This window comes from Neptuniibacter sp. QD37_11, assembly GCF_047778105.1.
In the GTDB taxonomy this organism is placed as follows: Bacteria; Pseudomonadota; Gammaproteobacteria; order Pseudomonadales; family Balneatricaceae; genus Neptuniibacter.
The window spans coordinates 41,800-64,850 of record NZ_CP180552.1; the positions used below are offsets into that span (position 1 = coordinate 41,800).

A 23,051-nucleotide genomic window follows, 5' to 3' on the forward strand; every position below is an offset into this window, starting at 1 on the left:
ATGACAGTTATTAAACGATTTATAGCGGGTGCTGTTTGCCCACGATGCGGCGAGATGGATTGTATTCGTACTTACCGTGATGAAGAGCGTGAGTACAAAGAGTGCGTACGTTGTGATTATGCAGATTCCATGCGTTTGGATGGTGAACCAGATACCGCTGTGGAAGAGCTGGAAACACGCGTCAATCGTGAGAATAAGCCTGAAATAGAGGAAGGCGCACAGCCTCTGATGTTTACGGCGAACCCCGGCGCTAAGCGGAAAGATCACTAATATAAAATAGGGGCTTTTAAGCCCCTATTTTTTTGTAACTTATTAGATCATACCTATTTGGTAATCGTTTACCGGTAAACCAATTTCCTGATCGATGATCACCTCGTTTACTGAGGCTTATCTGGTATGATCCCGCTTTCTCAATCTACGTTTCAAAGTCTAAAGCCATGTTTATAACTGCCGTGCCCATCGCTATTCGCTATATGCTGCTATCCGCGCTTGGTTTTGCCTTGATGGCCGCCTGCGTTAAAGCGGTGTCGGGTTATGGCATTCCGGTTTTGGAAATAGTGGCTGCTAGGGCTCTGGTGTCCTTAGGTTTAAGTTACTTAGATGTTAAACGTAAACGCATCTCTATCTGGGGGCAGCATAAGCCGCTCCTGCTGGCGCGAGGTGTTGTGGGTGCTTTGGCTCTAGTTTGCGTTTATTACTCTGTCACGACCCTCTCATTAGCTGATGCAACGGTATTGCAGTATACCTATCCGGCATTTACTGCGGTCTTAGCGTTGCTGTTTCTGGGAGAGCGGATCAAGCTAGCGACGATGCTTTGTATGTTGCTCAGTTTTGTCGGGGTGATTGTGATGATGCGACCGGGTGAAGCGGGATTAATTGGTTTACCGATGTTAAGCCTGTTCGCTGCGTTAGCGGGGGCTTTAGGGAGTGCCATCGCTTATGTGATCGTACGTAAACTGAGTCAAACGGAAGATAGCTCTGTCATTATCTTTTATTTCCCGCTGGTGGCGTTACCAACCTCGTTATTGCTGTTGGGCGGTGACTTTGTTGTGCCTGGAATGGAAGCGCTGTTACTTCTGCTGTTAGTGGGTGTATTTACTCAAGTTGGGCAGATTGGATTAACTAAAGCGATGGCAGCAGAAGAGGCAGGCAAGGCGAGTGCTTATGCTTATGTTCAGGTTATCTTTTCTGCAATTCTGGGTGTGATCTTTTTTGAAGAGATTCCTACTTTGTGGACCATCATCGGCGGGTGCTTGATTCTGGCAGGTGCGTTAATCAACGCCTTATGGAAGCGCTGATTAACATATCTGGAATGTTGTGCTAAATCGCTCGGCGTAAAGGCAACGTGTAAAGCAGAACAAAAATCAGCAGGGATACCACCACAACCGATGGGCCGGCGGGTGTATCGAAATGCCATGATAGCCATAAACCACCACCTACTGACAAACTACCGACGATAGCGGCACCGATGGCCATCTGCTCAGGGCTTTGGGCTAAACGCCTTGCGGCAGCTGCAGGAATAATTAGCAGAGACGTTATTAGTAGTAAGCCTACAATCTTCATTGCTACGGCGATAATGACAGCGATCAAAAGCATCAAAGCTAATCGTGTCCAGGCAACATTCACCCCTTCGACATGAGCGAGCTCTTCATTGATGGTGATCGCTAAGAGAGGTTGCCAGAGGAGTTTTAACAGCACCAGAGCGAGGATGCCGCCCCCGTAGATCCAATAGAGATCTTCGACGCCGACAGCGAGTAGATCACCAAACAGATAGGACATCAGATCTACCCGAATCTCTAGTAGAGAGACGGCAACTAAGCCTAAAGAGAGCGAACTATGAGCCATGATGCCCAATAGAGTATCTGTAGCTACCATCCGCTGCCTTTGCATCGCGACCAAAATAAGGGCGAGGGCCACGCAGCAGAAGATCACGGCTAGGTTGAGGTTTACTTGCAGCATAAAGCCGACAGAAACCCCAAGAAGAGCAGAGTGAGCGAGTGTGTCACCAAAATATGCCATGCGGCGCCACACCACAAATGAGCCAAGTGGGCCGGCAATAACCGCAACACCAATGCCGCCTAGCAAGGCATATAAAAGAAAATCAGGCATTAACAACCGCCCTTACAATTATGATCAGGAATAATATCGCCATGATCATCGTGGCGATGGTTATGATGGTGGCTATAAACAGCTAACTGCTCGCTGCCTTGAATGCCAAATAGCTCGGTAAATGATGGGTCATTGGTGACTTGTTCAGGGTGGCCAGAGCAGCAAACATGATGATTAATACAAACCACATGATCTGTTGCTGCCATCACAAGATGAAGGTCGTGACTAACCATTAAAACACCACAACCACGTTCATCCCGAATACGTGCAATCAGGTTATAAAGTTCAAGCTGACCGTTAATATCAACCCCTTGCACAGGTTCATCTAATACTAGTAGATGAGGATCACGAAGTAGGGCGCGGGCAAGCAGGACACGCTGCATCTCACCGCCAGACAGGTTATGTACTGCTTGCTTGAGTAACTTATCAGCGCCGACATCGGTCAATGCTGCCAAAATTTTAGCTGGGTCTTTACATTGAGTTGTTCGCAGGAAGCGATCAACTGTTAAAGGGAACGTATTATCGATCTGTAACTTTTGCGGCATGTAGCCGATGCGTAAGCTATCTTCTTGCCATAAGCTGCCACTATCAGCTTTGAGTAAGCCTAGCACTACACGAACTAAAGTCGTCTTACCTGCGCCATTGGGGCCGATCAGTGTGGTAATACAGCCACGATGCAGTTCTGCATTGATATCTTGCAAAACGTGCTTTTGACCAAAGGAAAGGTTGATATTTTCAAGTTTGATCAGTGGTTCATGGGTATGTGGCGATGGGCTCACTAGGCGGCACTCTGTTGGCAGCTTGGGCAAATGCCCAGTACTTCAATCGATTGTTTTTCCGGTTTGAAGCCTAAGCTATCCGCTTGTTTCTGGATATCTTGGCTCACCTTTCGCGTATCAATCTCTACTGCGTTATTGCATACACGACAGATCAGAAAGGAGCCTTCATGATGATCACTTGGGTGAGGACAACCGATATAAGCGTTCAGTAAAGCGATACGGTGGACTAAGCCTTGTTCCTGTAAGAACTCTAGCGCTCGATAAACTGTAGGAGGCGCTGAATTAAAGCCACCAGCGGCTAGTTCGGGTAGAAGTTCGTAGGCACCAAGCGGTTTATGACTCTGCCAGATAGTTTTTAAAACCAGCTCGCGAATAGGCGTAAAACGCAGGTTACGCTCGTTACAAAGTGAGCGTGCATCTTCCAATGCTTGTTCTATACATCCGTGGTGATCATGTTCAGGATGAAAGGCTAGATCAGTATGTGCCATAGCATTCTTACCCTATAAGTTTGTGTTATATTGTAACCCTTAATCTTCAGAGATGTATTGCGAAAGATGAAAAATATTACTCTACTTTTTTTAACACTTTTTGCTGCGAGTACAGCGACTGCTGATCAACCGATTCAGGTGGTAGCGAGCGTTAAGCCATTGCAGCTAGTTGTTGAAGGTGTGGTAGGTGAATTAGGGGAGGTTGATTCCCTGATCCCTGCGGGCAGCTCACCACATCATTACTCTCTAAAACCCTCTGATTTACGCAAGCTAAACACTGCTGATCTAGCGGTTTGGGTTGGCCCCGATATGGAGCAGTTTTTAAGCAAAGCACTAGAACGTTCCAAAGTTCCAACCGTGCAGCTTTTAGAGGGTTCAGGAGAGGGGCATCACGATCATCATGAGCTCCACGGTCATGATGAACATGATCATCACAACCATGCTGTCGATCCTCACGTTTGGATGGACCCGGTAAAAATGCTGAAGGCTGCGGCAGAGATTAAAAAAGCCCTCGTGAAGCTTCACCCAGAACAGGCGGAGCAATTAAACAGCAATTACCAACAATTTGCGGCAGATATTTTGGCTACGGATCGTGCGATTCAGGCTCAGTTAGCGACTGTCAGAGAGAAAGGTTTTATCGTATTCCATGATGCCTTTGCTCCCTTTGTTGAACATTATGATATGAATCAGCGTGGCTACTTCACGGTTGATCCTGCTCGTGCGCCGGGTGCGAAAAAGTTACAAGCGATTCAAACCATGCTTAAGGAAGATCAAGTAGGCTGTATCTTCACTGAGCCGCAGTTCGAAGCGAAGGTAATTCAGCGAATTGTGGCTAAGCAGCCAGTGAAACTGGGTAAGCTAGATCCTCTTGCGATCGATATTACTTCTGAACAGGGATATACAGGCTTCCTGAAGCAGCTTGCGAACAATATGGAAACCTGTCTGCGTTAAGCGTAAGAGATGTCTACAGGGTGCTCGAGTAGATCGTTAATACGGGCACACAGCGTCGAGGGTTGATAGGGTTTAACCAAATACCCATCAACCCCGACCGTAATACTTTCATGGATTAAATCGGCTTCGGCATGGGCGGTCAGCATTACAAAAGATACTTTCCTAAGACGCTGATCTGCTCTGATTTGGCGCAGTAACTCTATGCCGTTCATCTCTGGCATATCCCAGTCACAAATCACCAGATCAATATTCATCAGTTTTAAGCGTTTTAACGCTTCTTGTCCGTTTGGGCTTTCAACAAACTTACGAAACCCCATCTCTTTAAGTGTGGTTCGAGTAATCATGCGCATTGATTGCATGTCATCGACGATCAAAACTACGGCTTTTTCTGGCGGTACAGTTATTTGGCGTTTTTTACGAGTCATCATTCAAAGGTCTGCGATAAAGCCTAGAGGTATATATCTTACTGATAATACTTGGCTTTTAGGTTAGGCCCAACCGTCAATAATATTTAAAAGTGATTTTTTTGATTCTGTTTAATGTGAATCAATTTAGCCTAATGTTCTTCCATCATGTATTTCTGGTTTAAGCCTAAATAGCGTTTTGCGAATTCGTTTGCGGTCATTGGTTTGCCAAATAGATAACCTTGTACCTGGTTGCAGCCTTCTGCTCTTAATATCTCACTTTGATCTTGCTGTTCAACGCCTTCGGCTATAACCGTCAATTTCAAGCTATTGCCGAGGGCAATAATTGCCTGGCAGATAGCGTAATCATCAGACTCTTCATCTAAGCCATCAACAAATGACTTATCAATTTTTAACTTAGTTAGCGGTAGACGTTTCAGATAGGAGAGTGATGAATACCCGGTTCCGAAATCGTCCAATGCTAAGCGTAAGCCATGGTGTTTCAGTTGATTTAGCTGGCGAATTGCCTCTTCTGGATCATTTAGGATGCAACTTTCGGTGATTTCTAACTCGAGTAGCCGAGGTGGGAAATCTGTTTTGTTGAGGACACTTTGTACCTGTTGCGGCAGTTGCTGGTGTTCTAATTGTTTTGCAGAAATATTAACGGCTAGCAGTAGATCTGCAGCGCCTTGATCCAACCAAGATTTTACCTGTTGGCAAGCTTGCTCGAGCACCTGAGTTCCTAACTGTTGAATTAGCCCTTTCTCTTCAGCTAACGGAATAAACTTATCTGGTGTGATTAACCCTTTTTGCGGGTGATGCCATCGTGCTAAAGCTTCTACACCTACCAATTTATTAGAGGTGATATCAAATTGAGGTTGGTAGTAGACGGATAACTGTTTATGTTTTAACGCCTCTCGAAGATCGCCTTCGAGCTCCAACCAAGTCAGTGCATGCTGGTTCATGCCTTTATTGTAAAAATTGAAGCAGTTTCCCCCAGCCTTTTTTGCTTGATACATGGCAGTATCGGCATTTTTCATCAACTCAATAGCTTCAGTACCATCGTTAGGATAGATGCTGATACCAATACTGGCGTTTAGATATAAGGTGTGGCCATCATATTCATAAGGAGCTTCCAAACTGGCGATTAATTTACGGGCCAGCTCTGCTGCATCATCCTGTTGATAAAGCTGGTCAATAATAACGGTAAATTCATCCCCGCCAATACGAGCTAACAGATCGGAGCGACGTAGGGATTTAATAAAGCGATTAGCCATTTCAACTAAAACCGCGTCCCCGGTACTGTGACCTAAGGAGTCGTTTATCTGTTTGAACTTATCCAGATCGATAAAAAAGATAGCGGCTAAGGTTTGATGATCCCGACAACGTTGTATGGTGAGGTCTAAGTTACGCATAAATAACGAACGGTTAGAAAGGCCGGTAAGACTATCCTGCTCCGCTAAACGTTTTAAGGTGTGCTTTTGTTTTTCTAATTCTGATGTGCGCTTAGATACCTCAGTCTGCAATTGATCGATAGAAACGGTGCTGTGTTCAAGCTGTTCGGTCATTTCGTTAAAGTGAGCCGCTAAATTCCCGATTTCATCGCTTAGCTCAGCTTCAATCCGGCAACTTGTATTGCCTTGAGCGAGTTCTTGAATACCCGTTTCGATTTGCTCTAAGCGACGACGGAAAAGACGTAGGGTGAGGAACGTCGAAATTGCAATCAATATGGCTAAGCTGAGTAGCATGGACTGAATAATTGCCGCTTTTTGTTGTATGTACTGTTGTGAGTTAGCTAAAGCGCGATGCTCTAAACGAAAGCTCTCTTCACTCATACTCAGTAACGTAGTGTCTAAGCGATCTAATAGGTAGTTATGGCTGTTTAATTGGTTGACCGATAGTTGCGGAGACCTATGTACATGAGTCATGCGCTTGTAAAGCGAACTAATACTCTCGTTTTGATGGCGTAAGCTTTGAATATAGGTTTGTTCATCCGGCCCAAAAGGCTTTAACTCATCTAAATAGGTTTGAAGTTGTTTTTGAATACGAAACCCACGTTCAATAGATTCGAGATCTTTGTAACGCTCATGTAGTCGGAATTGGCTGCGAAGGGCATTTGTTTCAACTTGGATGCGCGAAATGGCATCTACCCGCTTAAACAGATCTGCTCTGTATGCATCCATCCAGCCTAAACCAAGCAACATACTCAAGCAGAGTAGGACGGTAAGGAGTGTTAAGATAATCAGCCGAATTCTTATGGTCATAGTTAGAGCATTATCCTCTGACTTACAGCGAAGATGCGTGTGGATCTATTTTTTGTAACGCAGAGGCGTCAAAAAATTGGATAAAGTCAGGAGTGGTCTCATTAATGACTAACTGCGATTCGATGGCCCAACGTGCCTGCTGTTCAATCGAGCTTACTTGCGATTGATTCAATGACAGCTTGAATAGGTAGTCCTGCCAGATCCAATCAATAAAGGCCTGACTCAGTTGTAGCTTTTCCCTAATAATTATCTGAGATTCTTGAGGATACTCTGCGATGTAATGCACAGCTTTGTTTAAAGCTGCTAATACCTTCTGCTCACTTTCTATGTTACGTGCTGCTCCCTTTAGTCCCACCAAATTAAAACTGAGGTTATAAAGCCCTTTGGTATCTAATGGGCGAGCAGGGTTGTTTCTATTGGATGCTGCGGTAAACGCAAAAGGTTCCCAAACAGATATGGCTGAAACTTCTCCTAAACTCAGTACCTTAGGGAGGTCGACAACGCTATAGGCTTTAGTTAGCACTTTACTTGGATCAACGCCAGATAGGGTTAACCATGTATGTAGGAAGTATTCACTGGCGCTGCCTTCAACAATACCGACGGATTTACCTATTAGGTCTTGAGCTTTAGTGATACCGCTACCCGACAGGCTCATTAGCTTGATGTCATTATCGGACTCCACAAAGCTGCTGAGCACAGTAAAGTGATCATATTTAAAACCATTAAACATAACGACTGAGTTAGAAGCAGTGGCTAGATCGACTTCCTTCTTTAGCAGTGCCGAAAAGCACTTAGTTCCCCCAGCGAGAGGGATGAGATCGGCTTTGACCCCTTCTTCTTTAAAGAACCCCTGCTTCTCCGCAATATAAAATGGAGCAGATAGTGGGGTCGTTGAAACTGCAATCTTTACTGCAGGAAGTTCTGTATTGGTTATGATTTTGCTGTCAGTTAATTGGTACCGGAAGAATAAGATAGCAACAACTGCGATGGTAAAGGCGATACCCGCCTTGATGAATCCATTCATGTTGGCCTCAAAACACTGAATACAGTGGTGATTGAAGATTGTTTTAATTAACTAATGTTTAGTATTTGCTCAGAAATGTAAGAGCGCAAGGTTCTATGGCTATTTTCACTATTAATTGTAGGGAAATTGTAAAAGCTATTGCTTAGGATCAATGGCTTTGGGTATTTAGCTTAGTCTGGCATGGGATTAGAATGGGGTAGATACGTTTTGAATAAAGGAATGAAATGAATCAGCCGGTACTTTTTTCTAGGCAGCCGATTTTTGATGTGCATTTAAACACTTATGCATACCAACTGGTTTCTGCTTCTGAGCATTCTGATGAAGATCATCATAGCTCTAATACTGCAGATGTAGTTGTTAATGCCTTCAGTAATCTGTTAGATAATGGCCATGTAAAGTGCCTGCCAGCTTGGGTCAAAGTAGATGCCTCCTGGTTGTACGATGCTCAATTCCCAGAGCTTCCTGTTGATTCTGTGGTGTTCGATTTAACCTTAGCTGCTTTGTCTGTTCCCCATTTGGAAGAGATTCTTAAAGATCTGTCTGTTCAAGGTTACCGTATCTGTATGCCTGCCGATTTTGATTCTGAGCTGCAGCAGTTTGCTCACATTATCAGACTCGATTGCCAAGCATACAGCGCAGATGCACTGGTCGAGCTTGCACAAAAACTCAAACAGCAACCTAGTGTTAAATTGCTAGCAGACAATATCGCAAGCTTTGAGCAATATAATCATTGTAAAACTGCGGGCTTCGATCTGTTTATGGGTTGGTTTTTTGCTGAACCGCAGTTGGTGAGCGGACGCAAATTAGCACGCAACGAATTGGTTATGTTCCAGTTGATCGGAGAAGTGAACAGCTCTGAAGCAACAGTCGATTCTATTGAACAGATTTTACAGCGAGATCCGGAGCTGGTTGCTAGTTTGTTAAAGCTAGTAAACTCCGCGGCCCTCGGAGGTCGTAGAACTATTTCGAGTATTTCCGAAGCTGTTATCAATATTGGCCTAACCGAGCTGAAAAAATGGGTGCTGCTGTTTGCGCTTTGCCATAACAAACAGGTACCAAGCGAGTTGGTCGGACTGTTATTGATCAAAGCGAAGATGTGCCAGTTGATGACGGAAAAGCATAACCATGTGGACTCCGGCACCGCTTTTATGACGGGACTTCTCTCAGGGATAGATGCTGTTCTAGGTATCCCTTTACCTGAGTTGCTGGAGCAGTTACCCGTTCAAGTTGAAGTTAAGCGAGCGGTACAGGGTGGAAATAACCCGTTGGGTAAACTGCTCGCTCAAACTGAAGCCTATATCAAGGCAGACTGGGACCTGTTACCTAAAGGAGAAGAGTTTCATTTTGTGGCCGATTGTTATACCAAATCGGTTACCTGGAGTTCTGATCTTCTGCAAGAACTTAGTTAGCTCAGTCCTACTTCTGCTTAGGCTAGCTGTTCAGGGGAGCTGTGCTCCTTAGCTTCTAGAGGCATGGTTACGCGAATGTGGAAGCCCGGTTGATCGGCATTAATCAGTTCGATCCTACCGCCTAATTGCTGTGAGACAATATTAAACACAATAGACATGCCTAAACCGCTGCCACCTTTACCTCTTTTAGTGGTGAAAAATGGCTCGAATAGCTTTTTGCTCTCTTCTAACGATAAGCCACGACCATCATCGTGGTATTCCAGCATGGCATTATGTTCATCTGCATAAGCGCGAACTTTTATGTTGCCACCCTCTTTGCCTTCAAACCCATGTATGGTCGAGTTATTGATTAGATTGCTCAATATATGGTGAAGCGCGCCAGGATAGCTGTTTAAGTTTATGTCCTCAGGCATATCTATATGGAAGTTCACATTCTGATGTTTGTATTGTGGATAGATGGTTTGAATGGATGATTCAAGATAGGTTTTGAGATTGAATTGCTGTTTGGCATCGAAACTCTGGTCGGTCGCGATCAATTTAAAGCTAGAGATAAGCTTGCTGGCTTTAATGATATTCGCTTCAAAGAGCGCACTGGACTCATCTATACCATCTAAGAAATCGGTTAAATCTGACTGCGTTAGTTTGCCTTCAGTGAGTTTTTTTCGAATATCTTTACTGTGTTCGCCCTGAAAACTAGCTGCTGTTCGGCAAACGCCTATAGGTGTATTAATCTCATGAGCTACGCCTGCCACCATATTACCCAAAGCAGCCATTTTCTCGGTTTCTACCAATAAATCTTGAGCGGAACGAAGTTCGGTCATTGAATCTTCTAGCTGCTGTGTACGTTCTTTAACTTTATCTTCCAGTGTCTCTTTGTATTCGCGTTCAGTTTCTAGCAACGCATCCCTCTGTTCTACTAACTCCTGCAAGTGGAGCTTGTTTTCGTTGAGCTCTTGGTAGGAGTTGTAGATGCTATCCCTCATCTCGTTAATGCTGACTGCTACCGTATCGATCTCATCGTATTTTTCGGGTGGGTTTCGTTTATTTAGCGATAGCGGTTTGGATAGGGTGAACACATCCATATCGCGAAGATAGCTAGAAATCGCTTGTAGGTGACGGGTGATATGCAGCCAGACTACCAGCAAAATAAAACCTGCCACTAAAAACGTTTTGATAGCGTTACTGATCAGGATGACCCCCGCTTTACTGATCAAACGGTTGTAAACGTTATCGATGCTGGCGGTGACTCGAAGCTGTCCAATATTTTGTGTATTGATACCGGGAGCACTGTATTCAAGCGGAAGATCGATTGTGCGATTTGCACGTGAAATAGGTTTGCCTTGCTCCCAGCTTGTTTCACCATCTACCAAAATAGAAACATATTCAATATCAGGAAGTTGGCTTAGCCCGACTAACTGGGTTTCAATCTGGGAATCATCCAAAGACCACACACTTAGAGTGATCGCCTGTAAGTAGGATGTTTGTATATTGTTGAACTGCTGCTCGATTCGACTGATATCAGCATGGTAGTCCAGAGCAAGCTGCAAACTGGTGCTAAAAAGGGTAAAAAATGAGCTAAATACAATGATCAGAACCGCAAAACGCTTACCCAGCCGACCTGAGATTATCTTGGATGAAACTTTCTTTGGTGAGGTTTCAAACATAGCTTCGGTAGCATCCGTTAATCAGGGAAGCGTTCACATATTTGTAAAATCGCATCCAAGTTTTTTTGGAATAATGTAATCAGCTGAGGATCGAACTGTTTGCCGCTTTGCTCCTCCAGCAGGGCGAGCGTTTCTTCTAAAGGCCAATCCTCTTTGTAACAGCGTTTGCTATTGAGTGCGTCGAAAACATCCGCGACAGCGGTGATTCTGCCCGAGAGTGGAATCTCATCTCCAGACAGCCCTCTCGGATAGCCTGTACCATCCCATTTTTCATGATGTGCGCCAGCAATGCGAGCAGCTAATTGAAATATAGGCCTTTCTGAATGACTTAGCATAGTTTCGCCAATCTCAGCATGAGTCTGCATTACTTTCCATTCATCCGGATCGAGCTTAGCTGGTTTGTTTAGAATTGCATCTGGAATAGCTATCTTGCCAAGATCATGCAGAGGTGAGGCCAAGCGTATATTTTCCACAAACATCTGATTGGTGCCGTAAGCTTCCGCAAGTAGGGCTGATATTTCTGCGACGCGCTTAACATGCCCGCCCGTTTCTTTAGAGCGTTTCTCAACCGCCTCCCCTAAGATGTAGATCAGTTCCGCTTGGGTATCCTGAATTTCTTCTTTCAGGAGTAGGGTGTGGTAAGTCGCGATCACATCTGCACTGAATATTTCTAGCAAGTGTTTGGCGTGTTCATCAATATCATTGTGGTGTTTGATATAGAGAAGGCTCTCGGTGCCAGAACTGCCTGAATGATAAGCGATATAGCCGTCGAGGGTATGAATAGAACTTTTCTCTCTTAGGGCCTGGCTAAAAACTTTTTGTAAGTCTTCTGGCAGTTCATCTTCATGATATTGGGTCATTGCAGACTCAATATTTTTCTCGACAGAAGCTTCATGCATTAAGGGTTCTAATGCCCCCGTGGCGGCTAGTACAGTAAATTGGGTGGTATCTCGATAAATGCGTCGAGTACAACAATAAATTGAATCGGGTTCAAAATTCAGTAGTGAAATCAGTTGATTTAGAATTGCTGAAGCTAATCTACTGAGAGAGTTAACTTGGTTAATTTGGCCCATGGCATGAATCACGGTTTCAAGTGATTTGCGTTGGCGGTCTATGGTTTTGATATCACGATAAGAACGCAAAGAAGAGTAGAGTAGGGTTTTAAGCTTAGTACCTGTTAACTCAGTTTTATCTTTGTAGTCATTGATATCATATTCTTGAATAACCTGCTCTTCGGGTGCTTGCCCTGGCTGACCTGTACGCAAAACGATACGTGTCATATGGTTTGCAAACTCATCTCGTATGGTCCGAACCAGCTTTAAGCCTGCATCATCGGTTTCCATCACAACATCGACTAATGCAAGGGCGATATCGGTGCCATGCTTTTCGCAGAGGTCACGGGCTTCCGTTGCAGATTGAGCTTCGAGTAATTCGATTGGGCGGTTATCGAAGGTAACGTTTTTTAGAACGAGGCGAGTAACGCGATGAACGCCCTCCTCATCATCTACGATCAGTACTTTCCAAGGCGATATTCCCTTATCTGGAACTGATGATTCTTCAGCGGCGAAAAGTAAAGTGTTGGTCATCGCATCTTCCTGCTACTACTAAGAGGGTGTGACTTACCCTGAGTAAGTGTAGCCCATACCTAACAATAGGATAGGCTCGGTTGCTATGTCGGACGAATTTACCTTTCCTTGCATACTACCCTTATCCATACTGAATTGTGAACAAAAAATCATCAGCTCGTTTTGGCAGACACCAGAGTTAATTTATTAAATATTTATATACGCGGGTTAAATCAGTACCCAAGTACCATGGTTAATTAGTAGATGCTGAATAAACTGAGATTAAAAGGAACCTCCGAGTAAAACTGGCATCAAATGCGTACAGATATTATTCGTAGGCTTATCAACATTACCGGTGGGGAGGTAAGTATGTTGGGTCGAGTTCGGAAAGGATTAGTAACGCTATCAGCTGGTTTATTGCTTATGTCGGGGGGCTTGCAGGCTGCGCCACTAGATGGCAAAAAAGATATCTTATTAGTGGATAAAAAAGGTCAGTCCATTGCTGTAGGGACTGTGCACTTTAAGCCAGATGAGTCCGGTAGCCACTACAAGCTCCATATGGATCACGATAAATTTCGTGACTATTTCCTCTCTATGAAAGAGATGAAATGCCTAGAAGGCCCAGAATTATGGTGCCATCTTGCATACCCGTATAAACAACCAAATAGGGTCACTCAAGACGATTTAAGTTGGTTGTCACATGATTTGCTGTTTATGTTTAAGAAAAAGGAGGAGTTTGGCGCGAACTTCTGGAACGGCATCTACTATCACATGAAAGTTGAAGGCGATGAAATTCGAGGTGAGGCGCAAGCTGTAGATTTGAATGTGCTGGCTTCACCGCCGGATGACCTTAACGTACCGCCTATGAATGAAGGTGAGCGTGATGAGATTGACCGCACTAAGCGTTGGTTGCCCGATCTGATTATCCGTTAATAGCTGTTGGCGCGTAAATCAGAGTTCTTTTTTATTGAAAACCGGAGGTGAGATACCACCGGTTTTTTTGTTACTGTTTGCAGACGGTTTCGCATGAATTGATGGAATAAAGAGGGTCTTATGCATAAGTGCTTACAAGGAATAAAGTTAGTTAGCTTTTTATTGCTCTTTACGATCACCAATATCAATGCGGAGCAAAAATATAATGATGCAGCGGCGCTTAATGGTATCGAACAAGCCAAAGGCGTGTTTTTAATTGACTTTAAAACGGCCAAAACCACCGCGTTCTACATGGATTTAATTGTGGGCACTTATGATGGTTTTAAACGTCAGGGCGTTGAGCCTGAGATTGTGGTCGTGGTCATTGGTCCAACCGTGCAGTTTTTAAGTAAAGAGGCCAAGCCGGAATTAGCATTTGAATATGAAGAGTCATTCGATTCGATTCAGCAGAGTATCAAGGCTCTGGCAGCACGAAATGTCCGCATCGAAATCTGCGCCATCGCCACAGATGTTTTTAACGTTGATAATGACAAACTCCCTCAAGAGCTCGATGTCGTCGCTGACGGCTTTATCTCACTGATCGGTTGGCAGACACAAGGCTACAAATTAGTACCGGTCTTTTAGCTTAGCGTCAGTCGTTTTGTGTTCAGCTTGAGTCAGTTAAGTTTATTTATTTGATCGAAGGTTTCTCTGCTATGCGTTCATTGATTTTGGCATCGTTGTTTGTTGTTTTGTCAGGCTGTGCCAGTTTAAGCCAAGAAGAGTGTTTAACGGGAGACTGGCAAGGCATCGGTTATCGGGATGGTTTGCAGGGGAAAACAGAAGCCTATCTGGCTGAACATCAGTCGGCTTGTGCAGAATATAAAGTGAGCCTTAATCTTGAGGATTATCTGCAAGGGCGAAAAGAGGGGCTGAAAAGTTACTGCCAACCAGACAATGGCTATCGCTTGGGTCGCCAAGGTAATGAATATGCGTATGTTTGCCCGACTGATTTAGATCGGGCTTTCTTGGCTAAATATAATCAAGGGCTAGAGCTTTACCAGCAAGAAAAAGTGGTCAAAAACCTTGAATCGGATATTCGAAAAAACAAGGCTGAACAAACCAAGCTAAAAGATCAGATTATTAAAACAGAAGCTAAGCTGGTGGCAGATGGAAAAAGTCGCAGTGAGCGGCAGCATCTACTAAATGACCTTAAGGATATGGAAATGCGTTTACCTAACTTAAAAGCGGAGCTTTTTCGTATGGAAATGCAGTTGCTGCGAGAAAAGACTGCGCTGCAAAATTTACATTAAGCCTGAGCTACCCAACTTTTGTGAGTACGTTCATCTCAAACAGAATCATTGGTCGATAAAGTGGAGAAATTATCCTGTCGTAAAGCTAAATTAGGCTATGCTTAAAGGAATGGAATTCTTAAGCAGGTCTTTGATATTGATCAGTTTTATAATTCCTTCGGCAATTGATCTGCTTTAATTAGACAAAGGACGTACTCTGTATGAAGAGGGAAGAGGTAGCTGAGGCTTCCGTACCGAATCCTGATACTGGTCGTAAGGTTTCACTGCGTGTAAAGCTTATGGTCTGGATGACCTTGTTGGCGCTAATTCCTTTAGCCTTTGTCTCTTGGTTGAGTTATCAACAAGCTAAGGAAAGTTTGCTGGTGGCAGCAGAGGAAAAGCTTCGTCAGTCCTCCCTCGTAACCGTCCGTTCTATCAGAAACTGGTTTGACTATCGTGTAGTCGATCTGCGTTTCAAAGCTGAATCTAACGATACCACCTCTATGCTGTCCTCTCTCTCAAGTGGTTTACAGCTAAGTGGATTAAAAGCTCAAGACTATGTGCTTACCGAAGATTGGTCCCAACGAGCAGATAAACACAAAGCTGACCTGATTAGCTTTAGTCGTCGTTATGATTATATCTACGATATATTTTTGGTGGATAGCCGCGGCAATATCCTTTTTTCGGTTGCTCAAGAAAAGGATTTTGGAACAAGCCTACAACGTGGGCCTTTCAGCCGCACAAAGTTTGCTTACAGCGTTAAAAATACCCTCCGTAGTGGCAATGTCTCATTCTCTGGTATGGAGCTTTATGCGCCTTCCAATGATGCCTTTGCAGGTTTTTTGACTGCGCCAATTAATGATAAAGAAGGTAAAACTATCGGTGCATTTGCGATCCAATTGCGCTTTGACCGAGTCTTTGATCTGCTGGATGTAGCAGTAGATGAAAAGCAGCAACATCTTCATTATTTAATGAATATTGATGGCACTTTGATTACGCCTATTGGTAATAATCGGGATGAAGTGCTCAAGCGCAAAGTAGAAACTGAGATGTATCTACATGCGGTGGCTAATACTGATACAAACTCTCTTCAGCATGCTCTCAACTATATTGGTCCAAATGGTGTCCCTGTAATCGGTATGCATGATGTCATTGTGTTGGAAAATATCCGTTGGATTCTAGTTAGTGAAGTCGATTTAGATATTGCGTTAAAGCCTTCACGCTGGCTTGGGCAAATAACGTTGGCTTTGTGCCTTGTTACTGCATGTGTTGTCTTATTGATGGGATTTGGGATCGCAGGGCGAATAAGTAAACCTCTAATAACATTAGCTTATGCCAGTCGAGAAGCTTCTGTTGGTAATGCTGAGCAAGTCGAGGTGAATGCCAATAATATCGAAACGGCTCAGCTCGCTGATGCCTTTAACATTATGTTAGAGACTCGAAAACTGCATGAAGCCGAGTTGCGACGTAGCGCTGAGCGAGCTAATCAGGCGCTGTTAGAGTTGGGTGAGCAGAAGTTTGCGTTGGATCAGCATTCTATAGTGGCGGTTACCGATTTAAAGGGGACAATCACTTATGCCAATGAACGTTTTTCTCAGATAAGTGGTTACAGCCGAGAAGAGTTAATTGGCCAAAACCATCGTATTCTCAACTCAGGCTATCACTCTAGGGAATTTTTCATTGAGCTTTATCGCACTATCGCTTCAGGTGAAGTGTGGAAAGGTGAAATACGTAACCGTAATAAACAAGGCGGTATCTATTGGGTCGATACCACCATTGTTCCCTTTAAGGATGATACGGGGAACCCTCTTAGCTATGTCGCGATCCGCAGTGATATCACCAAACGCAAGCAGATGGAGCTTGAGATTACCGAAGCATTAACGATGCAGGCTTCGATTTTGGAATCTACAGATAACGGCATTCTGGTAACTAAGAACGATGGTAGTGTAATCCGTTACAACAAGCGCTTTGCTGAACTTTGGGGTTTGCCAGAAGAATTTAATGATCGCTCTCGCGTGCTGGGCCCTATTTTAAGACAACTGAACAATGCGGATGAAGCTGCACGAAATGTTAAGGGTTTGATCAATAGTGAAAGTCGTTCCCATTTTACCAGCTTAAGTCTGAAAGATGGCCGAACATACGAGCAGTCATCTATTCCTATGTATGTTGAAGACCATGCTGTTGGTCGAGTGTGGTCTTTCCGTGATGTCTCAACTCGAGTAGATGCAGAGCAGGGATTAATCAAAGCGTTAGATCTAGCTGAAGATATGCAGGGTAAGCTTGAAGATGCTTTGAGTCGTGTGGATGTTGCAGTGGAATCCTCAGGGCTAGGTATTTGGGAGTGGGATCTGATCACTAATGAACTGCAGTGGGATGATCAGATGCTCAAGATCTACCAAGTCCCGGAAGAGGTGATTAATAACCATCTCTATTTTGATTATTGGCGAGAAAGGGTCTGTCCAGAAGACCTTGAAATGGCTGAAGGTTCCTTAAAAGAGGCGGTGCGAGGGCGACATGATTGGCACTGTGAATTCAGGCTTAACTTCCCTGATGGGTCGGTTCGTTATGTCAAAGCGACAGCGGCTCATATGGTCGATGATCAAGGTCGTTCTTTGAAAATGATTGGTACCAATCTGGATGTGACAGTAGAGCGTGAAATGGAGCAGAGTCTCATCGCGCTCAAAGATGAAGCGGAACAAGCGAATATTGCTAAGAGTGAGTTCTTAGCGAATATGAGTCACGAGATTCGTACACCAATGAATGGCGTCCTTGGCATGTTGGGATTATTGTTGAATACGCCGCTAACTGATGACCAACGCCATCGTGCGGTTGTTGCTCAAACCAGTGCTCATTCTCTACTTACGCTGATTAACGATATTCTCGATTTCTCTAAAGTGGATGCAGGCAAGTTAGAGCTCGAATGTATCGACTTTAACTTGCGAGGTATGTTTGGCGAGTTCGCGGAAGCGATGGCTCTGCAAGCGCAAGATAAAGGCTTGGAACTTATTCTTGATCTCACCGCTGTTGAAACCACTATGGTCAGAGGAGATCCAGGTCGTTTGCGTCAGGTGTTGATTAATTTGGTAGGTAATGCCATTAAATTCACCAGTGATGGAGAAGTTGTAATTCGCTCACAGCTGCAACATGTGGGTGATAGATTACGTTTGGATTGTGAAATTAAAGATACAGGTATAGGGATCCCACCTGAAAAACTACCTGAATTGTTTGAATCCTTTAGTCAGGTTGATGCATCTACTACCCGTGAATATGGTGGTTCTGGATTGGGACTCGCCATTTGTAAAAAATTGTGTGAGCTGATGGGCGGACAAATATCGGTCCAAAGCACAATGGGTGAAGGTAGTGTGTTTACCTTTAGTGTTTATCTAGAAGCGAGTGAACAAGCGGAAGCGGTAGTTCCTTTCATGGGTATCGAAAACCTAAATATTCTGGTTGTAGATGACAACAGAACCAATCGCGAAGTGCTGTCTACCCAGTTGCTTCATTGGGGCGCGAAGGTTGTGGAAGCGGAAGATGGTAATGATGCGATTGCCCGCTGTGAATCACTCTACGAATCATCAGAAGCGCACTTTGATGTCGTTTTTATGGATATGCAGATGCCAGGCATGGATGGTGCAGAGTTGGGTAGGGCTCTGAAAGCTGATGATAGATTCAGTGCATCTAAACTCATCTTAATGACCTCTATGGCGCATCGTGGTGATGCTAAACGTTTTGCCGATATAGGCTTTAGCGGTTATTTCCCTAAACCGGCAACGACCTCAGATATCTTCGATGCTCTTCAGGTGGTTGCTAATGGCGGTGATGCATTGCATAACGCCTCGCCGTTGGTGACCAGTCATTATTTGAAAGATCTCTCCATTGAAGGTCACCCAACTCTGGGTGAAAAGCGCATTTTAGTTGTTGAAGATAATCAAATTAACCAACTAGTGGTGCAAGGGATCCTGCAAGAACTCGGGCTTACAGCAGATATGGCCGGTAATGGTGTCGAGGCATTGCAGAGCCTCAATACGGCTTTAGAAAATAATTGCCCTTACGATCTAGTGTTGATGGATTGCCAGATGCCTGAGATGGATGGCTATGAAGCGACTCAGCAGATTAGGGCAGGTAAAGCACAACAGAAAAATATCACTATCCCAATTATCGCGATGACAGCGAATGCGATGGCAGGTGACAGAGAGAAATGCCTTGCAGCAGGTATGGACGATTACTTGAGTAAACCTGTATCACCTATTGCGCTTAATCAAGCGTTACAGCGATTCTTAGGGATTGCTGAAACGTTGACCGCACCAGAGGAACCGATTGAAGCAGAAAAAATGACAGCTGTTGTTTGGGATAAACAGGATGCTATCGCCCGTATGATGGGTAAAGAAGAGCTTATTGCCCCCTTATTGGATATCTTTGCAATTGATGCTGATCCCATAGTAGAAAATATTAAAACTTACTTACAAAATTCTGACTGGGCTTCGGCAGGTAAATCGGCGCATGCTGTAAAAGGCATGGCCGCTAACTTATCAGCGATAGCCTTGCAGGAACAGGCAGCTAAGTTGGAAAAGTTAGCTAAAGCAGATGACGGAGATGGTGCTTTACTCGTTTTCCCGGAATTTCTCCAGGCATATGAAGAGGTGAAAGCCTGCTTTGCAGAGTATGTTTCACAAAAAGTAGAGACCCATGAAATCGGGCTTACGGATAGCGAAGTAAAAGAAAAACTTCTATCAATCCGCGAAGCTGTTAATTTAGGTAGCTATATAGATACCACAGAGTATGATGACTTATGGAAGAGCGCAAAAGGCTCTGAATTTGAGGAGCCATTACAACAGCTTCAGGCTAAATTATCAGCGTTTGATTTTGAAGCAGCTGAGGATAGTTTGACTATAATGGAACAAGCGCTCGGCATTCAACCAGAGCTTTCGGACGGAGTCGACGGTACATGAGCAAGCCTGTCGTTTTAATCGTAGACGATGTACCTTCCAATATTAAAGTCTTAGCGAACTGTCTAAAGGACCATTACCGGATTAAAGTTGCTACCGGTGGTAACGACTGTCTGAAGTTAGCAGTCGCTGATCCTGTGCCTGATCTCATCCTGTTAGATATCGAAATGCCAGATATGGGCGGCTATGAAGTTTGTCAGAAGCTTCAGGGACAGCCTCACACCCAAGATATACCTATCATTTTTGTTACCGCCCGAGACGCCGACCGTAACGAAGAGCTCGGTTTGCAACTAGGTGCGGTCGATTACATTGCTAAACCTGTGCGTCCCTCTATAGTGTTGGCGCGGGTAAATACTCATGTCACGCTTAAGCAGCAGCGAGATCTGCTTAAAGAGATCGCATTGAAAGACCAGCTCACAGGTCTCTACAACCGTTATTATCTTCTAGAGACCGCTGAACAGCGTTTAGCGCATACCGAACGCCATAGTGATCCGCTCAGCGTCATGTTGCTAGATCTTGATTACTTTAAACAGGTGAATGACACTCATGGCCATCTGGTTGGTGATAAGGTCCTGCGCGAATTGGGTGAACTCTTAGGCCGTACCTGCCGTAAAGATGATATTCCTGCCCGTTTTGGCGGTGAAGAATTTGTCATCTTACTTGGGCATTGTGATCTAGAGTCCGGTGCTGAAAAGGCTGAAGAGATTCGTGAAAAAGTGGAGCAATTAAAGCCTGAGGGGTTGGATATCACTGTCAGTATTGGTGTTGTGCAGTTTTATTCAGGCGAGAGCATCGAGCAGTTGCTAGATCGCGCAGATAAAGCGCTCTATAAAGCCAAAGATGAAGGACGCAATCGCGTTATCAGCGAATAACTTACCATCGATTTTAGCTAACCTTCTTCCTACTGGCTCAAATGCTCATCTAACCAAACATATAACTGTTCCAATTCCATTGGCTTCGCATAGTGATAGCCTTGGACTTCAAAGCACTTAAGCTCTTTGAGACGCTCTACTTGCTCGACAGTTTCTACCCCCTCCGCGATAACTGCCATATCTAGATCGCTACCTAGGTTGATGATCATCTCTGGAATATGAGTCCCTTTTTGTTTATCTAGCATCTTATCGATAAAGGACTTATCAATTTTTAGACGATCAAAGTTTAGCGTTTCTAAATAGCTTAGACAGGAGAAGCCTGTGCCAAAGTCATCAATCGCAACTTTAGCGCCGAGATCATGGATCACCTGTAAAATGTCTCGCACACTATCGGTATCTATCATGGCGACAGATTCAGTGACTTCGAACTCAACTTGCTGTGGCTTTAACGAGAAGTTATCCAATTTATTTTGAATTAACTTTAAAAAATCGGGGTGACGGAACTGGGCGGGAGAAATATTTATACCCACCTGAAGACCCAAACCATACTTCTGTTCGACAGTTTCAAGATCTCTCATGGCGGTATCCATGACCCATTCACCTATAGGTACAATGAGTCCTGAGCTTTCGGCAACCGGAATAAACTCAACTGGGGATATTAATGCGCCGCTCTTTGTTCGCCAGCGAATAAGCGCTTCAAAACCGGTGATTCTTCCGGTGCGTAGATCAATTTGTGGTTGATACGCTAGGAACAGTTCGCCTTCACTATATGCCTTACGTAAACCTTGTAGTAAAAGCATACGTTGTTGCGTTTCGCGCTCTATCTCATGGGTATATTCTACGTGTTCGCCGCGGGCAATATCTTTGGCACGTTTTAGAGCGATGTTCGCACGTTTAATTGCATTATTACCGCTGATATTGGCATCTTTGAGAATGTAGCAGCCCTGAGTTATAGATATGGTCAGGTCGTCTCCGAAAAGCTCAAAAGGCTTTGTAAGCATTGCGTTGATCTGTTCAACAGTAAAGCTGTCTTCAGGCCCCATAACACCAAAAGTGTCGCCTGATATACGGCATATAAACGAGTCCTTTGGAAGGTTAGCTGCTAGGCGGTTTGCAACCAATTTAAGCAGTTCATCCCCGGACTCTGAACCTAAGGTGTCATTCATGCCACTGAAATGATCAATATCGATTAGTGTAATAAGCTGTGGATGTAGCTGCCTGAGCATGATTTTGTCGATCTGATTTGCAAAGGAAACACGATTAGGAATATTCAGCAAGGAATCGAAATATGCGTAATTGTGTAAGCGGTCCAGAATAGTCGCATTATCTAAGCAAACAGAAATATTGCTGCAGAAAACTTCGAGCAGCTGGTGTTCGGTACCTTCCAGAGGGCGTTGAATATCCAAGTACAACAGCATGTCGTTGCGGAATTCACTGGGAAAGTAGAGTACGCAAGCATAGTCATTTTCGATGCTGCGGCGCTTGCTGCTAGCTTCCAGTAGCATGGCATTGATATTGGCATCTTCGATGACTTCGGGGAATTCCTTTTGATTGCTAGGCTGAGCGGACGCGGCCACAATCGTAAATTCGGATCCGTTTGCATTAACTTCGTCGTCACTGTTTTTCTTAAAACAGATCATGCCTTCTTCTGAAATACCTAGTAACGCTGCTAATTGGCAGATAATACCGTTGGCTAACTCTCGAATACCGTGTAGTGACATCAATTCACTTGAGGCGTGTACGATTCTTTCCAAGCCTTTACGGCTGGAATCGATAGCGGTGATTTCAGAATAGGAACGGATGGCAGCGGTAACGCTGGTGTAAAGGCGAGTTCGGGTTAGATCGGCTTTGTTTTTGTAGTCGTTAATATCGTATTTGAGGATAACTTCAATTTCAGGTGCATAACCTGGCTGACCCGTTCGTAAAATAATTCGAGTATTGGTCAGCGCTAGCTCTTCACGAATCGTCTTGACCAGATCTAGGCCGGCGCTCTCTGTCTCCATTACGACATCAAGTAGTATGACCGCGATATCATCATTGTTTGAGAGAGTTTCTTGCGCTTCTTTAGCTGAATAGGCGTGCAGGAGCTCGAGTGGCTGGCCCAGAAAAACCAACCCTTTTAAGCCGAATTTCGTTACCTCGTGAACGTCTTTGTCATCATCAACGACTAAAACCTTCCAGGGTCGTGAACTGTTGTTTGTTGCCGCTAGTGTGGAATCGTTTTTTTCCTCTTCGGCAAAAACAATGAGTTCATCAGACATAGACTTTCCTCATACGATGGAATTACTACTAAGTATATGCAGAGATCATTAAATATCTTCCTTGATTATCAATTTATTGAACCTTAATAGTTATAAACGAGGTATGGCATT

Annotated in this window: 18 protein-coding genes; 9 read left to right on the forward strand and 9 right to left on the reverse strand. The window is 44.3% G+C overall.

Annotated elements, in window-relative coordinates; all coding sequences use genetic code 11:
- Window positions 1-270, forward strand: a complete 270-nt coding sequence (locus ACMXYT_RS00190) for a YheV family putative zinc ribbon protein (protein ID WP_415899640.1) — start codon at window positions 1-3, stop codon at window positions 268-270.
- A 167-nt stretch (window positions 271-437) separates the two neighbouring features.
- Window positions 438-1,298, forward strand: a complete 861-nt coding sequence (locus tag ACMXYT_RS00195) for a DMT family transporter (RefSeq protein WP_415899641.1) — start codon at window positions 438-440, stop codon at window positions 1,296-1,298.
- A gap of 22 nt (window positions 1,299-1,320) precedes the next feature.
- Here ACMXYT_RS00195 and znuB read toward each other — a convergent pair whose 3' ends face one another.
- From znuB to ACMXYT_RS00210, 3 genes are read right to left on the reverse strand one after another with little or no spacing between them, the layout of a single operon-like run.
- Window positions 1,321-2,109, reverse strand: coding sequence for a zinc ABC transporter permease subunit ZnuB (gene znuB, locus ACMXYT_RS00200; RefSeq protein WP_415911722.1), 789 nt, complete (start codon window positions 2,107-2,109; stop codon window positions 1,321-1,323).
- Window positions 2,109-2,888 (reverse strand): zinc ABC transporter ATP-binding protein ZnuC, encoded by a 780-nt coding sequence (znuC, locus tag ACMXYT_RS00205; protein WP_415899643.1) that lies wholly within the window; start codon window positions 2,886-2,888, stop codon window positions 2,109-2,111. Before znuC ends, znuB begins: the two co-directional genes overlap by 1 nt.
- Entirely contained in the window at window positions 2,888-3,376 is a 489-nt protein-coding gene (locus ACMXYT_RS00210; protein WP_415899644.1) for a Fur family transcriptional regulator, read from the reverse strand. Before ACMXYT_RS00210 ends, znuC begins: the two co-directional genes overlap by 1 nt.
- A 66-nt stretch (window positions 3,377-3,442) precedes the next feature.
- Between ACMXYT_RS00210 and ACMXYT_RS00215 the strand changes: the two genes are divergently transcribed.
- Window positions 3,443-4,327, forward strand: coding sequence for a zinc ABC transporter substrate-binding protein (locus tag ACMXYT_RS00215; RefSeq protein ID WP_415911723.1), 885 nt, complete (start codon window positions 3,443-3,445; stop codon window positions 4,325-4,327).
- On the opposite strand, the gene ACMXYT_RS00220 is transcribed toward ACMXYT_RS00215, so the two are convergent.
- From ACMXYT_RS00220 to ACMXYT_RS00230, 3 genes are all read right to left on the reverse strand, one after another.
- Complete coding sequence (locus ACMXYT_RS00220) at window positions 4,324-4,755, reverse strand: response regulator (RefSeq protein WP_415899645.1); 432 nt, start codon at window positions 4,753-4,755, stop codon at window positions 4,324-4,326. The two genes, ACMXYT_RS00215 and ACMXYT_RS00220, sit on opposite strands and share 4 nt — an antisense overlap.
- Window positions 4,756-4,883: 128 nt before the next feature.
- Window positions 4,884-6,995, reverse strand: a complete 2,112-nt coding sequence (locus ACMXYT_RS00225) for a putative bifunctional diguanylate cyclase/phosphodiesterase (RefSeq protein ID WP_415899646.1) — start codon at window positions 6,993-6,995, stop codon at window positions 4,884-4,886.
- Between the two features lie 22 nt (window positions 6,996-7,017).
- Complete coding sequence (locus ACMXYT_RS00230) at window positions 7,018-8,019, reverse strand: ABC transporter substrate-binding protein (protein ID WP_415911724.1); 1,002 nt, start codon at window positions 8,017-8,019, stop codon at window positions 7,018-7,020.
- A 224-nt stretch (window positions 8,020-8,243) separates the two neighbouring features.
- On the opposite strand from ACMXYT_RS00230, the gene ACMXYT_RS00235 reads away from it, so the two are divergent.
- Window positions 8,244-9,428, forward strand: coding sequence for an EAL and HDOD domain-containing protein (locus tag ACMXYT_RS00235; protein ID WP_415899649.1), 1,185 nt, complete (start codon window positions 8,244-8,246; stop codon window positions 9,426-9,428).
- A gap of 17 nt (window positions 9,429-9,445) precedes the next feature.
- On the opposite strand, the gene ACMXYT_RS00240 is transcribed toward ACMXYT_RS00235, so the two are convergent.
- Both ACMXYT_RS00240 and ACMXYT_RS00245 read right to left on the reverse strand, forming a co-directional pair.
- Entirely contained in the window at window positions 9,446-11,092 is a 1,647-nt protein-coding gene (locus tag ACMXYT_RS00240) for an ATP-binding protein (RefSeq protein WP_415899650.1), read from the reverse strand.
- Window positions 11,093-11,109: 17 nt separating this feature from the next.
- Entirely contained in the window at window positions 11,110-12,678 is a 1,569-nt protein-coding gene (locus ACMXYT_RS00245; RefSeq protein ID WP_415899651.1) for a DUF3369 domain-containing protein, read from the reverse strand.
- Between the two features lie 294 nt (window positions 12,679-12,972).
- On the opposite strand from ACMXYT_RS00245, the gene ACMXYT_RS00250 reads away from it, so the two are divergent.
- The 5 genes from ACMXYT_RS00250 (at window position 12,973) to ACMXYT_RS00270 (ending at window position 20,679) form a co-directional block, all read left to right on the forward strand.
- The gene (locus ACMXYT_RS00250) at window positions 12,973-13,590 is read left to right on the forward strand and encodes a hypothetical protein (protein ID WP_415899652.1); all 618 of its coding nucleotides are present in this window, start codon (window positions 12,973-12,975) and stop codon (window positions 13,588-13,590) included.
- A 120-nt stretch (window positions 13,591-13,710) separates the two neighbouring features.
- Window positions 13,711-14,214 (forward strand): DsrE family protein, encoded by a 504-nt coding sequence (locus tag ACMXYT_RS00255; protein WP_415899653.1) that lies wholly within the window; start codon window positions 13,711-13,713, stop codon window positions 14,212-14,214.
- A 71-nt stretch (window positions 14,215-14,285) separates the two neighbouring features.
- Window positions 14,286-14,882, forward strand: coding sequence for a DUF2799 domain-containing protein (locus tag ACMXYT_RS00260; RefSeq protein WP_415899654.1), 597 nt, complete (start codon window positions 14,286-14,288; stop codon window positions 14,880-14,882).
- Between the two features lie 200 nt (window positions 14,883-15,082).
- Window positions 15,083-19,810, forward strand: coding sequence for a response regulator (locus tag ACMXYT_RS00265; RefSeq protein WP_415899655.1), 4,728 nt, complete (start codon window positions 15,083-15,085; stop codon window positions 19,808-19,810).
- Complete coding sequence (locus ACMXYT_RS00270; protein ID WP_415899656.1) at window positions 19,807-20,679, forward strand: diguanylate cyclase; 873 nt, start codon at window positions 19,807-19,809, stop codon at window positions 20,677-20,679. Before ACMXYT_RS00265 ends, ACMXYT_RS00270 begins: the two co-directional genes overlap by 4 nt.
- 29 nt (window positions 20,680-20,708) lie before the next feature.
- On the opposite strand, the gene ACMXYT_RS00275 is transcribed toward ACMXYT_RS00270, so the two are convergent.
- Entirely contained in the window at window positions 20,709-22,940 is a 2,232-nt protein-coding gene (locus ACMXYT_RS00275) for an EAL domain-containing protein (RefSeq protein ID WP_415899657.1), read from the reverse strand.
- Between the last annotated feature and the right edge of the window lie 111 nt (window positions 22,941-23,051).